Here is a 13,914-nt window from a genome sequence, read left to right on the forward strand (position 1 = left end):
CGCTATCGCCCAACCGATCTTTCTCATTCACGAACTTTTATCCGTGGCGGAACCGCGCCGCTCGCGATGAGGATCTCTGGCTACGGCCCGAATGGGGTCGATCGGACCCGTCTGGGGTTCGCGGCTGTCCGCCGTCGGGTCCGGGGTCCCGCCGCCCGCGGCCGATTACTCCTCCTCCTCGGGTCTGTCCTGCGCGTCGCGGTCGATCCGCCGGCTGACGTCGACCTGGTAGTTCTCGAGGATGTCACGGCCGAGCAAAACGGGGTAGTCCATGTGGCTGCGGTCCTCGACGCTCGCGGTGACGGTGTGTTGGTTGCCGCCGACGCCGACGACGACGTCGACGACGGGGCGGCTCTTCGAGGTCTTGCTGCTGCCGGATTTGACCCGCGTGATCGACTTGATCGGGCCGGCGCCGATGTCGGCCGCCAGCGACGTGTCGATGCTCGTCCGGGTCGCGCCGGTGTCGGATTTCGCGAGAACCGTCTTCGAGCCGCTGGTCCCCGAGAGGACGACCTCCTCGGTGTAGCCGATCACCGCCGGCTCCCCGTCGAACGCCGACGCGTCGGACGGCTGGGCCGACGGCCGCGAGTCGTCGAGCACCGCCGACAGCTCCGCGACGCGGTCGTCGTCGACCTCGCCGCCCGCCTGCTCGATCGCGAGCTTGGCGATGTAGGGGGCGGGACTGATCCGGGTCGCCTCGTACAGCCCCTTGAACCCCGCAGTCGGGTTGACCTCGAGGACGAACCAGCCCTCCTCGCCCTCGACGAGGTCGACGCCGGCGTAGTCGAGCCCGACGGCGTCGCTGGCCCGTCGGGCCATCTCGCGGGCCGTCTCGGGGAGGTCGTCGGTCGCGTCCTCGACGCTCCCGCCGAGCGCGACGTTGGTCCGCCAGTCGTTGTCGGGCGCGTAGCGGTACATCGCCCCGATGATCTCGCCGTCGACGACGTAGACGCGGACGTCGCGGTGGCGCGCGTCCTCGAGGTCGACGAGCTCCTGGAGGAACGCGTACCGGTTGCCGACCTTCGCGTTGATCGGGTCGTCCGGACCGACCTTCCAGGTCCCGCCGCCGTGGGTTCCGATCGCCGTCTTGTAGACGGCCTCCTCGCCGTACCGGGACCGCGCCTCGGCGAGTTTCTGGTTGCCGAGCGCCAGCGTCACGTCGGGAACTCTGACGTCGGCCGCCGCCAGCGCCGTCGCCGTCGACAGCTTGTGAATCGCCGTCAGCACCGACTTCGGCTCGTTGAGCATCGGCACCAGTCCCGAGACGGTGTTCGCCAGGCCGAGCTCCTCGCAGGGCTGTTCTGTGTTCGACAGCAGCATTCGGTTGGCGATGACGTCGACGGCGGGCTCGAGGGTGGCGCTCCCGTCGGCGACGCTGACGGCGGTGTTCTCGGCGCGGAGCCACTCGGTGTCGTGGCCCAGCTCTTCGACCGCGTTGAGGATCGCCTTCGTCTCCTTGCTGGTGTGGAGGCTCAGTACGCCGACGGTGACGGAATCGGAAACAGCCATACAGTATAGTGAGCGACGGTATTGATAAGCGTTCATGAGCGATAGCAAGCGTCGGAAGACCCGGGGTCGTCAGGAGATAACCGACCGAACCTGCTGGGCGTCGATCATCCCCGTCGTTACCGCGAGCACCCCCCAGGTGGCCGCCCCGAGCGCGATCGCGACGAACAACATCACGACGTTCGAGATCAGCGGCGTCACGAGCGAGACGGCGACGGCCATCACGCCAGTGATTCCGCAGACGCGGGCGACGGTCCGACCGAGCCGCTCGAGCCGCAGTGAGAGCTCGCTGTGGACGATGTAGAGGTTGACGGCGACGTAGACGGAGTGGGTCGCGACCGTCGCCGCGGCGGCGCCGACGACGCCGAAGGTCGGGATGAGCGCGAGGTTCAGCCCGAAGTTCGCGACCGACGTCGCCCCCTTCGCGACCGCCCGGGAACGGGCGCGCCCGAGGTAGTCCAGGCTGTCGCTGGTCAGGTTCGTGATCGCCTGCAGGACGATAAACCCCGCGAGGACCTGCAGGACGGGCACCGCGCCCGCGTAGTCGGCGCCGAACACCATCGTGACGAACGGGTCGGCGACGATGACGAGTCCGACCGCCGCAGGGACGTACAGCAGGAGCACGTTCGTCAGCGACGTCTCGTAGATCCGTCGGGCGGACTCGAGTTGCCCGGTCGCCTTCTGCTCGCCGAAGTTCGGCGAGATCGTAAACCCGAGCGCCTCCGCGGGCGCGAGCGCGAAGTCCGTGATCTGCTTGCCCAGCTGGTAGAACGCGACCGCGGCGGGGGTCAGGAAGACTCCCACGAGGACGACGTCGATGCGCTTGTCGATCACGTTCGCGCTCCTGGTCGCGGTGAGGGGGACGCTGTACTCGGCCAGACGCCGCGCGAGCCCGGGTTCGTAGGTCTCGGCGGGCTCGTAGCGGGCGTAGTACTCGAGGTACAGGATCGTCAGCCCCACTGCGGCCGAGATCGAGTACCCGACGACGTAGCCGAACAGCGCGCCCAGCGCCCCCGTTCCGAGGACGACGAACGCGACCGCGAACACCAGGCGGCCGGCGCCGCTGATCGCCTGGATCGCCGCGCTGTACCCCAGGCGATTGAACCCCTGCAGCGCGATCTGGGAGGTCGTGCTAAAGGAGAAGGCGACGATGTACAGCGCCCCCGCCGCGAGAAACGGCGCGGCGCCGGGATCGCCAAGCGCCGCGGCGAGGTGCTCGTGAAACGCCAGGAGCGCCGTCGTGACGATCGAGAGCAGCGCGATCTTCAGCGCCAGCGTCGTCCGGATCAGGTGCGGTATCTGGCCCGGGTCCCGCTCGCGGTACTCCGAGAAGTAGCGTGCGGCCGACTTGCCGAGGCCGAGGTCCGCGACGAGCTGGATCACCGCGAGGACGCCGATCGCCCAGTACAGCGCACCGTAGCCGTCCGGGTCGAGGAGAAACCGCGCCAGCACGAGCATCAACAGCGCGCTCGAGACCATGTATATCGCCCGCGAGACCAGCGTCGCCTTGAACCCGCGAACGATGTGATCCTGTCTGTTCATACTGGAGGTGGGCCGTCGAACGCCGTGCTACGAGGTCGGAGGCGATCCGCGACTCGAGGGAGACGACCAGCGGGGACCCAATTGTAATGCGGAGACAACTCCGGGAGGACGGCCGCAGCGACGCGCTCGAAGTCCACGCTGACGGCCCGCGACCGTCGGTATCGACGGGTAGGCGGAGCCTACAGGCCCAACGAGACGAACGTCACGGACGAGGGAGACGTGTCGGGGCTACCGCTTCGCTACAGGTAGGAGGCGTCCCACCGCGTCGCCTTGCGGCGGTTCCCGCAGGCGTTGCACTCGATGCGCCCCATCGTGTCCATCGCGTTGTCGATCGAGTCGCAGTTCCCGCAGAGCCAGCCGTAGCGCTCGGACTGGTCCTCGCTCTCGTAGGCGCCGTAAAACGGCGCCTTCGAGCCCCGATTGGCCTCGCCGTAGCTGACGTAGACGGTCTCCCCGTCGAGCTCGAGTTCGTCGATCGCGGTCCAGTCGTCGCCGCTTTCGATCTCGCCCTCGACGTAGACGTTCTCGGTGAACGTCTCGGACCCGATCTCGACCTCGCGTTGGTCGGCCTGCTCGAAGCCGTGGTCGGCGTAGAACGCGTTGCCGCCCTCGTTGTCCTCGAGGACGAAACACTGGACCTGGTCGGCGCCGGCGTCGAGGAGCTTCTCGCGGGTGCGCACGAGCAGCCGGACGCCGATCCCGTCGCCGCGGGCGTCGGGGTCGATGTGGAGCCACAGCAGCCGGCCGTTGCTGTACTGCTGGCCGACCAGTTCGCTGTGGGAGAAGCCGATAACCTCGCCGTCGCGCTCGACGACCAGAATCAGCGAGTGGTCGTCGGCGATATCCTCGGTGAACTCCTCGCCGTACCACTGTTCGACGGCGTCCTCGATCGTTTCTTCCCCGAGAAAGTCCGTGTAGGTCGACGAGAGCGAGTCGTGGGCGATCGAACGGATCGTGTCGGTGTCGGCGTCGGTCGCTTCGCGAATCTCCATGCCTGTACCGTACCGTTCGGGCATACAAAATCTATGCCCTGAATTTCAACTGTCTTACGTACTTTTCTCGCTACGTTTCCGAATCGCGGGCGCGTCGAGACGGCGAACAAAGATTCACGAGGGTGCCGACCCAGTGGGCACCTATGGGCGGTAACGACGCGGCGGACGGCGACTCGAGCGAGTCGTCGGGTTCGCCGCCGATCGACGACGACGTCTTTACGTACGACGGCGGCCGGGTCGATCCCGGCGAGTCGGCGAACATCCGGTACGGAATCAGCGAGACGTACCTCGGCGATCCCGTGCGGATCCCGGTTACGATCATCAACGGGAACCACCCCGGACCGACGGCGTTCCTCTCGGCGGCGGCACACGGCGACGAACTCAACGGGATCGAGGTCGTGCGCGAGGTCGCTCACGACTGGAATCACGCCGAGCTTCACGGCACGCTCGTCTGTCTGCCGGTGATGAACGTCCCCGGCTTTCTGGCCCAGGAGCGGTACCTGCCGATCTACGATCGGGATCTGAACCGATCGTTCCCCGGCCGGGAGGGGTCGACCAGCGCCAGGCGGATGGCCCACCGGATCTTCACGAACTTCATCGAGCCCTGTGACCTGGGGATCGACTTCCACACCTCGACGCGAGGACGGACGAACATGCTCCACGCACGGGCGAACATGGACGATTCCGACGCCGCGCGGGTCGCCTGCGCGTTCAGTTCCCACGTCATCATCGCGGGTCAGGGGCCCTCCGGCACCCTGCGCCGCGAGGCGACCGACGCTGGCATTCCGACCGTCACGATCGAGATGGGCGAGGCACACCGCTTCCAGCGGCGGCTGATCGACCGCGCGCTCACCGGCGTCGCCAGCGTGTTCGCGGAGTTCGGGCTCCACCCGGGTGCGGCCGTCCACTGGCCCGGCTGGCGGACCGTCATCGACACCGACGACGAGAAGACCTGGCTCCGGGCCGACGCCGGCGGGATCGTCGACATGAAACACGGACGGGGATCGCTCGTCGAGGAGGGGGACGTGATCTGTACCATCACGAACCCGTTCAAGGAGAAAGACGACATCGTCACCGTCGAGGCCCCCTTTACCGGGCTTATCGTCGGCGTCCTCGAGAACCCGGTCGTCTACCCGGGGAACCCGCTCTGTCACCTGGTCGGGCTCGAGTCCGACACGCGGACGGCCCTGGAAAACGACCGCACGAAGACGAGAACCGGGTCGCAGTCCCAGCTTCCGATGTGAGCGGTCGGCGACGGCGCCGCAAGGACCGACCTTCGGAACCCGGTAAACCGGCCGATAAAGGTAACTTCTATACCTCCCCGGTCAAACCGTCCACATGAGTGTATGAGTCAGTCTTACAATCGCGGTCTCATCGAGGACTTCGGGCGCTGGAAGGAGTTCTCGGCCGGAATGTGGGCGTGGATTTTCCACAAGTTTACCGGGTGGATGCTGATCGGCTACCTGTTTACCCACATCGCCGTGCTGAGTACGGCCATCGGTGCAGCCAGCGGTGACGTGGCACTGATCCAGCAGGAAACGGACGTCTACACCCAGACTATCCAGGGACTCGAGTCGCTGTTTATTATCCGCATACTCGAGGTCGGGCTGCTGGCGGTGGCCGTCTTCCACATCCTGAACGGGATTCGACTGCTGATGGTCGACCTCGGCGTCGGCCTCACCGCACAGGACAAGAGCTTCTACGCCTCGCTGGTGTTGACCGGGATCATCACCGTCGCGAGCGTGCCGACGTTCCTGGACGGGGTGGCGCTCTGATGGCGGAGCGATACTCCTCGTTTACCCGCGGCGGTACCGGCTGGCTGCTCCAGCGGATTACCGCGGCGTTTCTGGTCGTCGTGCTGGCGTTTCACTTCTTCCAGTTGCACTTCGTCAACCACGCCGCAGAAGTTACGTTCGCCGGGACACAAGAGCGGATGAGCACCATCGGGTACTTCGTGACGATGGTGTTGTTCCTGGTCGCCGGCGCGTTCCACGGCGTCAACGGCGTCTACAACGCGCTGGTCAACCAGGGACTCGAGGGAACGCCGAAAAAACTCGTGCTTGCCGTGCTCTCGCTGGCCGGAATCGCGCTCGTCGCACAGGGCGTCTGGGTCGCGGTCGCCATGGCGGGGTGGACCTAACATGAGTACGCAACAGGAACAACCGAAAGAACCCGAATCGCAGGAAGCACCGGAGGACCCCGAGATGCGGGGCGCCGAGTCGCCACAGCAGGAGCGGCTCAAGGAGAAAGAACAGGGACTCGCTCAGGCCGAGGCCGTCGACGAGTCCGACGTCGAGGGGGAGACGGTACACCTCAAGGTGTTCCGCTACGACCCCGAAGTCGAGGGCAAACAGGAGCCCCGGTTCGACGACTTCTACGTCCCCTTCGAGAAGGGGATGACCGTCCTCGACGCGGTGATGTACGCTCGCGACGAGTTCGACTCCTCGCTTACCTTCCGACACTCCTGTCGGCAGGCCGTCTGTGGCTCCGACGCCTTCTTCGTCAACGGCCGACAGCGCCTGGGTTGTAAGACCCAGATCTCCGAACTCGAGCAGCCGGTCCGGGTCGAGCCGCTGCCCCACCAGGAGGTCGTCAAGGACCTGGTCGTCGACATGGACCACTTCTACGACCAGATGCACGCCGTCGAGCCGTACTTCCAGGACGAGGATACCCCGGCCACGAACGACCTCGAGGAACAGCGCCAGAGCCCCGAGAACCGCGAGAAGATCAAGATGTCCTCGCGGTGTATCTGGTGTGGCGCCTGCATGTCAAGCTGTAACATCGCGGCCGGCGACAACCAGTACCTGGGGCCGGCGGCGATCAACAAGGCCTACAAGTTCGCGATGGACGACCGCGAGGGCGCGGAGATCAAAGAGCACCGACTCCGCATCTTGGAGCAGGAACACGGCGTCTGGCGGTGCCAGACCCAGTTCTCCTGTACCGAGGTGTGTCCGAAGGACATCCCCCTGACCGAGCACATTCAGGAGCTCAAGCGGGAGGCAGTCAAGAAGAACCTGAAGTTCTGGTAAGATGTACGAACACGACGTTATCGTGGTCGGCGCCGGCGGCGCCGGCCTCCGGGCCGCAATCGCAGCGCACGAGGCGGGCGCCGACACGGCGATCGTCTCGAAACTCCACCCGGTCCGCAGCCACACCGGCGCGGCCGAGGGCGGGATCAACGCCGCCCTCCAGGAGGGCGACGACTGGGAACTCCACGCCTACGACACGATGAAGGGGTCGGACTACCTGGCCGACGCCCCCGCCGTCGAGACCCTGGCCCAGGACGCCCCCGAGGAGACGATCCAGCTCGAACACTGGGGGATGCCCTTCTCGCGCGAGGAGGACGGACGGGTCTCCCAGCGTCCGTTCGGCGGCCTCTCCTACCCCCGGACGACCTACGCCGGCGCCGAAACCGGCCACCACCTGCTGCACACGATGTACGAGCAGGTCGTCAAACGGGGGATTCAGGTGTACGACGAGTGGTACGTGATGAACCTCGTCACCGACGACGCCGCCGACCCCAACGACCGCTCCTGTCACGGCGTCGTCGCCTACGACGTCCAGTCGGGCAACGTCCAGGGGTTCAAGGCCAACAACGGGGTCGTCCTCGCGACCGGCGGTCCCGGCCAGGCGTTCGATCACACCACGAACGCCGTCTCGTGTACCGGTGACGGCCACGCCATGGCCTACCGCGCCGGCGCGTCACTCGAGGACATGGAGTTCATTCAGTTCCACCCCACGTCGCTGCCGTCGACGGGCGTTCTGATCTCCGAGGGGGTCCGCGGCGAGGGCGGGATCCTCTACAACGCGAAGGGCGAACGGTTCATGTTCGAGCACGGCTACGCGAACAACTCGGGCGAACTCGCCTCGCGAGACGTCGTCGCCCGCGCCGAGCTCACCGAGGTCGGCGAGGGACGGGGCGTCGAGGACGAGTACGTCCACCTCGACATGCGCCACCTCGGCGAGGAGCGCATCCTCGACCGCCTCGAGAACATCCTCCACCTCGCGGAGGACTTCGAGGGCGTCGACGGACTCGTCGAGCCGATGCCGGTCAAGCCCGGTCAGCACTACGCGATGGGCGGGATCGACGTCGACGAGAACGGCCAGACCAACATCGGCGGCCTCTACGCGGCCGGCGAGTGCGCCTGCGTCTCCGTCCACGGCGGCAACCGACTGGGCGGGAACGCCCTCCCCGAACTGATCGTCTTCGGCAAGCGCGCCGGCCGCCACGCCGCCGGCGAGGACCTCGGCGAGGCCCGGATCCGGACGGGGTACGGCGACGACGTCGAGGACGAAACCGAGACGGAACTGCCCGTCAGACCGGGCGAAGCCGGCCTCGACACCTCGAGCGGCGTCGCGGCCGACGGTGGCGGGGTCGCCGCCGAGGCCGACGGCCTACTCGAGCGCGCCGTCGAACGGGAACGGGCCCGCGTCGACCGTCTGATGGACAAAGACGACGGCGTCCAGCACGCCCAGATCCGCGCGAAACTCCAGAAGGCGATGACCGATTACGTCAACGTCTTCCGCACCGGCGACGGGATCAGGAAGGCGCTGCGGGTGATCCGGGAGTGTCGCCAGGAGTACCAGGACGTCTACGTCGACGACCCCTCCCGCACCTTCAACACCGATCTCCAGCAGACCTACGAGACGCGCAACCTGATCGACGTCGCCGAGACGATCGCGCTCGGCGCCCTGGTGCGCAACGAGTTCCGCGGCGCCCACTGGCGCCAGGAAAACCAGGAGCGACGCGACGACGAGTGGCTCAAGCACACGCTGATCTCGTGGGACGACGGCGAGCCGTCGATCTTCTACCGGCCCGTCATCCTCGAGGGCCAGGACAAAACCTACGAGCCCAAAGAGCGCAGCTACTGACCGAACCGTCCCTTTTCGGCTCGAATCGAGACCAGCAGGGCTATACGTTCGCTCGTCCGTTGGTTCAGGTAATGGGACTCGAGCGATTCGTCCGATTGCACCTCGTTCTCATTCCGGCGCTGGTCCTCGCGGGCTACCTGTTCGCCGACTCCCTGCCGGTGATCGTGGTACCGTTCGGCGTCGCCTACATCACGTTCACCGGGCTGATCTGCTTCGCGTGGGTGTTCTCGAGGGCTTCGATGCGGTTGCGATCCTCCTGAGCGACGAGAGCGTGCGGCGAGACACCCACAGAGATAAGCCGCTGGATCGGCTACCGGGAGAGGGAATGTTGCTGTCGGGAACCGTCGTCGCCGACGCCGACACCGTTATCGAGGACGGTGCAGTCGTCGTCGCGGACGACGAGATCGTCGCCGTCGGGGAACTGGAGCGGTGTCTCGAGACGTATCCGGACCACGAGCGCCACGCTTGTGACGTGCTCATGCCGGGCACGGTCGGCGCCCACGTCCACTCGGTCCAGAGTCTCGGGCGCGGGATCGCCGACGACACCGAGTTGCTGGACTGGCTGTTCGAGTACGTGCTGCCGATGGAGGCCGAGCTCTCGGCCGAGGAGATGCGCGCGGCCGCCGAGCTGGGCTACCTCGAGTTGATCGAGAGCGGGACGACGACCTGCATCGATCACCTCTCGGTCGCCCACGCCGACGAAGCGTTCGAGGCCGCCCGCGAGCTCGGCGTCCGGGGTCGACTCGGGAAGGTGTTGATGGACAGGGAGGCGCCCCAAGGGCTGCTCGAGGACGCCGACGCGGCCCTAGCCGAGAGCGAACGGCTGATCGAGCGGTACCACGGCGCGGCGGACGGACGGCTCCGCTACGCGGTGACGCCCCGCTTCGCCGTGAGCTGTACCGAGGCCTGTCTGCGGGGCAGTCGAGAGCTCGCCGACGCCTACGACGGGGTTCGGATCCACACTCACGCCAGCGAGAACCGCGGCGAGATCGAGACCGTCGAGAAAGAAACCGGCTACCGGAACGTCCACTGGCTCGACGAGGTCGGCCTCACCGGCGAGGACGTCGTGCTGGCCCACTGCGTCTGGACCGACGAGAGCGAGCGGGAGGTGCTCGCCGAGACGGGCACGAACGTCACCTACTGCCCGTCCTCGAATATGAAACTGGCCAGCGGCGTCGCTCCGGTGCTCGACTACCTCGACCGGGGGATCAACGTCGCGCTGGGCAACGACGGGCCGCCGTGTAACAACGCGCTCGATCCGTTCACCGAGATGCGCCAGGCCTCGCTCTTACAGAAGGTCGATCGCCTCGAACCCCAGGCCTTGCCCGCGCGGACGGTCTTCGAGATGGCGACGGTAAACGGCGCCGAAGCCGCCGGCTTCGACCGCGTCGGGAAGCTCCGAGCGGGGTGGAAGGCCGATATCGTCGGCCTCGAGACCGACCTCACGCGCGCGACGCCGATCCACGACGTCCTCTCGCACCTGACCTTCGCGGCCCACGGCGACGACGTGACCTTCACGATGGTCGACGGCGAGGTCCTCCAGCGCGACGGCGAGGTCGTCGTCGCCGATGCCGCGGCGATCCGCGAGCGGGCCCGCGAGTTCGCCGCCGGGCTGGACGTCGCTCCCTGACGATACCGGATTCGACAGTCGACGTTAGAGCCCGATCGACTCGAGGGCGTCCAGGCTCGCCCCCGACAGTTCGACCAGTCTGTAGCCGAGGTAGATCCCGACGATCCCCATCAGCCCCGGGAGTTCGGGCGGCGCGGGGATCGGAACGTCGACGAGCGCGAAGAAGGCTCCGGTGAGTGCCCCGGTTAACAGGCCGAGAACGATGAGCGGAATATTCATACCGGCCGAAACGAGCGGCGACGGGAAAAGGATCCTGACTCGATCGAGGTCCGCACAGCCGTTCGACGATCGACGATACTCAGTTTTAATATCGTCGAACTACGGATGGTGAACTATGCGACTCGACTCGCGACCGACGGTTTCGATTCCCGACGACTTCGACTCGGCGCAAGCGAAGCTGATCTACCTCTACCTGCGGGAGTGGCCGAACGCGAGCGCCGACGAGGTCTGCGCGGCGCTCGGCGTCGAAAAAGGAGCCTTCCTCTCGGTCGCGCGGACGCTGCGCGAGCGCGACTACGTCGAGCGGGTCGACGGCCGCTACCGCCTCGCCTGAGAGCGCTACAGTTCGATTCGTTCGACCAGCTGTTCGTGGTTCTCGTTGGTGTTGACGGCGACGATCCGGATCTCGTCCTCGAGGCCCGAATCGCGGAGCTTCGACTTCAGCAGGTTGTCGACCTGGTAGACGCCGGCTGCGTTGGTCATCGCGATTTCGACCATCACCGGGCGGGAGTCGCCCTCGTACAGGGAGACGCGACTGATCGCCTGGCTCGAGAGGGTGTTGATGCCGCGCCCGCCCTGTTCGTAGGGGATGCGGGAGCGACCCCGCTCCATGTCCAGCGCGTCGGCGACGCGGATGACGCCGGCCTCGGTGGTCAGGGGCGTCTCGGCGGTGTGGTGACAGAGGATCGCGTGCAAGACCTCGCCTCTCATTCGGACCGTTTCGGCGACGTCGTAGAACTCCGGCAGCACCCGATCGAGGATGTCCGCGGCCAGGGGAATCGAGTAGTAGGCGTGCTGGTCGCGGTGGACGACGTGGCCGACGTCGTGAAGCGTCGCCGCGAGCGCGACGATCACCGCCTCGTCGGCCTCCGCGAGCCCCTGTTCGCTGGCGCCGTTGAACTCGACGTCGCCCGCCTTCAACAGGTCGTACAGACAGAGCGCGCGGTTGCGGACGATCTCGATGTGTTTCACGCCGTGGTCGTTGTACCGCATTCGGTCGACGGCGTTGACGTTCTGGGCCTCGAGGTAGGTCTGGATCTCCTCGTCCTCGTCGATAAACTCGAGGACGCGGTTGAGCTTCTCGTCGGGGAAATGGTGGTCCGCAGTCGGAACGTAGAGACGACCCGTCTGCTCGTCGGTCGAAGAATCGCTCATACCCGCACGAGGCGGTCCGGCTTAAAAAGGACTACGGGTAGGTCAGGCCGCGTCGGCCGCGGCGTCCTCGACTTCGGCGTACTCGGGCTCGACGCCGGGGTCGTCGCTGACCCACGCGTAGGTGATCTCGCCGTCGGCGTCGACGACGAAGACGGAGCGTTTGGCGACGCCGTAGACGCCCATGTCCGCGAAGTCCATTTCGACGCCGTAGTCGGCGATGATCTCCTTGTTCAGGTCGCTGATGAGGCCGAACTCGAGGTCGTTTTGCTCGCGGAACTCGTTCTGGGCGAATGGCGTGTCGCGGCTGATACCGTACACCGTCGCGTCGACGTCGTCGAACGCCGAGAGTCGGTCCTGGAACGTACACATCTCGTCGGTACAGACGCCCGTGAACGCGCCGGGGAAAAAGGCGAGGACGATCGGCGCCTCGTCCTCGAGGCGCTCGGAGAGCGTAATAGAGTCGACGTCCCCGTTCGCGAGCGGTGCGGTAAAGTCGGGCGCAGCGTCTCCGGTATCTACCATCGCCCCGGACTTACGCCCAGACCGGAAAGACAGTTTCGCTCCCGGAAGCGGAGGTTCGACGCCGTTCGGGAACCGATCGGTCCACGCGGGAGGCGAGTTCCCGCTACGGACCGCGATAGGTCGTTACGCCCGAATCCCCGTCGGAACCCGAACTCTCGAGTTCGACGTGGGTGACGACCTCCCGATCCACGACTCGCCACTCCTCGTCCCGTCGCTCCTCCTCGGTTCGGGTCCACCCGCCGAGATCCCGCGGTTCGAAGACGAGTCGACGCCGGCACGCGTTCAGCGGCGTCCACTCGAGAACGATCGACTCACCCACGCCGATCACCGTCCCGTTTTCTCGTCCCGGGTCGGTCCTCGTGCGATCGCGAGCCGTCGGCGGTCGTCCTCGTTCCCATCACACTAACTTACTATCAGTAATTCTTACATATATAGATACCGGCAACCCGGACGATTGGACTCGAGTCCGTACACTGCGGCGAGACGACCGACGATCCGGGGGGCCACTCGGGAGCGATTCGGGGAGATATCGATGCGGGTCGAGGGACTGTCTTCGCCGCAGCCGCGTCGAGACTGTATCTCCTCCGAAGACGTGCGTTTCGCCGCTCTGACCGCCAGGAGGGCGGATTTACCGTCCGGTCCAAAAAGGTTATAATTGCCAGCCCGTAAGCCACGGATAGAGATGGTAGAAATCGCACCGCTGTTTGCCCCTATTCCAGGGGGTCCGGAACTACTGATCATCCTTTTCATCGCCATCTTGCTCTTCGGGGCGAACAAGATCCCGAAGCTGGCGCGGTCGACCGGTGAGGCGATGGGCGAATTCCAGAAGGGGCGTGAAAAGGTCGAAACGGAACTCGAGGAGATGCGCGAGGGCTACGACGGCGAGAACAACGATCTCGGCGACGACGAGTTCGGCGATACCGACGACGACTTCGTCGACACGGAGCCCGTGACCACCGAGGACGAAACCGACACGGAGCCGAACTAACGCTGTTCTTCGACGGGGCGTGTGGCCTAGCGGAGAGGGCAGGAGGTTCCTAACCTTCTGATCGCGGGTTCGAATCCCGTCACGCCCGTACAGCGAGCCACGTGGTGGCGAGCGAACCGGCATGGTGGGTTCGAATCAGGGAGTGAAGCGAAGCGAAACGACCGTGGTTCGAATTCCGTCTCGCGAGCGTGACGTAGCTCGCGAACGCGAGGCGTTCGCTCACTCCCGCCACGCCCGTTCTCGAGCCGAGCGCGGTGACGTGTCACCGACTCGCGAGGGCGAACTCGAGACGGGAGCCGGCGCGATCGCAGTCGCCGCGTCCCGTCACTCCCGCCGCGTTTCGAGCGCGGGTCCGTCCGACGACGAAACCGACGGTCTCGCATCCGTTTCGAGAGCGAGTGCGACCGACCGCCGCGGCTCGGTTCGCGGCTCAGCGACGTAGCGGTGGTAGTTACGTTCGATACCCACAGACGGGGACACCACACCAT

General features: G+C 66.1%; 16 protein-coding genes and 1 tRNA gene. 10 read left to right on the forward strand and 7 right to left on the reverse strand.

All coding sequences use genetic code 11. The features are described 5' to 3' along the window. Nucleotides 1–165 precede the first annotated feature (165 nt). The 3 genes from C492_RS18090 to C492_RS18100 form a co-directional block, all read right to left on the reverse strand. The gene (locus C492_RS18090) at nucleotides 166–1,509 is read right to left on the reverse strand and encodes an ATP-grasp domain-containing protein (protein ID WP_008426262.1); all 1,344 of its coding nucleotides are present in this window, start codon (nucleotides 1,507–1,509) and stop codon (nucleotides 166–168) included. Nucleotides 1,510–1,578: 69 nt separating this feature from the next. Beyond that, nucleotides 1,579–3,048: an oligosaccharide flippase family protein gene (locus tag C492_RS18095; protein WP_008426263.1), complete on the reverse strand. Its 1,470-nt coding sequence runs from the start codon at nucleotides 3,046–3,048 to the stop codon at nucleotides 1,579–1,581. Nucleotides 3,049–3,287: 239 nt separating this feature from the next. Beyond that, entirely contained in the window at nucleotides 3,288–4,040 is a 753-nt protein-coding gene (locus C492_RS18100) for a GNAT family N-acetyltransferase (protein ID WP_008426264.1), read from the reverse strand. A gap of 143 nt (nucleotides 4,041–4,183) precedes the next feature. Here C492_RS18100 and C492_RS18105 point away from each other — a divergent pair, with 143 nt between their 5' ends. From C492_RS18105 to C492_RS18135, 7 genes are all read left to right on the forward strand, one after another. Then, entirely contained in the window at nucleotides 4,184–5,284 is a 1,101-nt protein-coding gene (locus C492_RS18105) for a succinylglutamate desuccinylase/aspartoacylase family protein (protein ID WP_008426266.1), read from the forward strand. 102 nt (nucleotides 5,285–5,386) lie between these two features. Continuing rightward, nucleotides 5,387–5,815, forward strand: a complete 429-nt coding sequence (gene sdhC / locus C492_RS18110; protein ID WP_008426267.1) for a succinate dehydrogenase, cytochrome b556 subunit — start codon at nucleotides 5,387–5,389, stop codon at nucleotides 5,813–5,815. After that, the gene (locus C492_RS18115; RefSeq protein ID WP_008426269.1) at nucleotides 5,815–6,180 is read left to right on the forward strand and encodes a succinate dehydrogenase subunit D; all 366 of its coding nucleotides are present in this window, start codon (nucleotides 5,815–5,817) and stop codon (nucleotides 6,178–6,180) included. The genes sdhC and C492_RS18115 overlap by 1 nt, the downstream gene beginning before the upstream one ends. A 1-nt stretch (nucleotide 6,181) precedes the next feature. Then, nucleotides 6,182–7,069: a succinate dehydrogenase/fumarate reductase iron-sulfur subunit gene (locus C492_RS18120; RefSeq protein ID WP_008426271.1), complete on the forward strand. Its 888-nt coding sequence runs from the start codon at nucleotides 6,182–6,184 to the stop codon at nucleotides 7,067–7,069. A gap of 1 nt (nucleotide 7,070) precedes the next feature. After that, nucleotides 7,071–8,912, forward strand: a complete 1,842-nt coding sequence (locus C492_RS18125; protein ID WP_008426272.1) for an FAD-binding protein — start codon at nucleotides 7,071–7,073, stop codon at nucleotides 8,910–8,912. A 71-nt stretch (nucleotides 8,913–8,983) separates the two neighbouring features. After that, nucleotides 8,984–9,172, forward strand: coding sequence for a hypothetical protein (locus C492_RS18130; RefSeq protein ID WP_008426274.1), 189 nt, complete (start codon nucleotides 8,984–8,986; stop codon nucleotides 9,170–9,172). Nucleotides 9,173–9,237: 65 nt separating this feature from the next. After that, the gene (locus C492_RS18135; protein WP_008426275.1) at nucleotides 9,238–10,542 is read left to right on the forward strand and encodes a 5'-deoxyadenosine deaminase; all 1,305 of its coding nucleotides are present in this window, start codon (nucleotides 9,238–9,240) and stop codon (nucleotides 10,540–10,542) included. A 24-nt stretch (nucleotides 10,543–10,566) separates the two neighbouring features. Here the strand turns inward: C492_RS18135 and C492_RS18140 are convergent, their stop codons facing one another. Further along, nucleotides 10,567–10,761 carry a XapX domain-containing protein gene (locus C492_RS18140; RefSeq protein ID WP_008426276.1) on the reverse strand — a complete coding sequence of 65 codons (195 nt, stop codon included), beginning with the start codon at nucleotides 10,759–10,761 and terminating at the stop codon, nucleotides 10,567–10,569. Between the two features lie 115 nt (nucleotides 10,762–10,876). On the opposite strand from C492_RS18140, the gene C492_RS18145 reads away from it, so the two are divergent. After that, nucleotides 10,877–11,095: a helix-turn-helix domain-containing protein gene (locus C492_RS18145; protein WP_008426277.1), complete on the forward strand. Its 219-nt coding sequence runs from the start codon at nucleotides 10,877–10,879 to the stop codon at nucleotides 11,093–11,095. A 5-nt stretch (nucleotides 11,096–11,100) separates the two neighbouring features. Here the strand turns inward: C492_RS18145 and C492_RS18150 are convergent, their stop codons facing one another. From C492_RS18150 to C492_RS18160, 3 genes are all read right to left on the reverse strand, one after another. Then, nucleotides 11,101–11,916 carry an HD domain-containing protein gene (locus tag C492_RS18150; protein ID WP_008426278.1) on the reverse strand — a complete coding sequence of 272 codons (816 nt, stop codon included), beginning with the start codon at nucleotides 11,914–11,916 and terminating at the stop codon, nucleotides 11,101–11,103. 42 nt (nucleotides 11,917–11,958) lie between these two features. Beyond that, a complete protein-coding gene (locus C492_RS18155; protein WP_008426279.1) occupies nucleotides 11,959–12,438 on the reverse strand; it encodes a redoxin domain-containing protein in 480 nt (159 codons plus the stop codon). A 103-nt stretch (nucleotides 12,439–12,541) separates the two neighbouring features. After that, nucleotides 12,542–12,766, reverse strand: coding sequence for a hypothetical protein (locus C492_RS18160; protein ID WP_008426280.1), 225 nt, complete (start codon nucleotides 12,764–12,766; stop codon nucleotides 12,542–12,544). A 354-nt stretch (nucleotides 12,767–13,120) separates the two neighbouring features. Between C492_RS18160 and tatA the strand changes: the two genes are divergently transcribed. Beyond that, the gene (gene tatA, locus C492_RS18165; RefSeq protein WP_049893178.1) at nucleotides 13,121–13,426 is read left to right on the forward strand and encodes a twin-arginine translocase TatA/TatE family subunit; all 306 of its coding nucleotides are present in this window, start codon (nucleotides 13,121–13,123) and stop codon (nucleotides 13,424–13,426) included. A 15-nt stretch (nucleotides 13,427–13,441) separates the two neighbouring features. Further along, nucleotides 13,442–13,514: transfer RNA gene (locus C492_RS18170), tRNA-Arg, on the forward strand. Nucleotides 13,515–13,914 lie beyond the last annotated feature (400 nt).

The organism is Natronococcus jeotgali DSM 18795, assembly GCF_000337695.1.
GTDB classification, from domain to species: domain Archaea; phylum Halobacteriota; class Halobacteria; order Halobacteriales; family Natrialbaceae; genus Natronococcus; species Natronococcus jeotgali.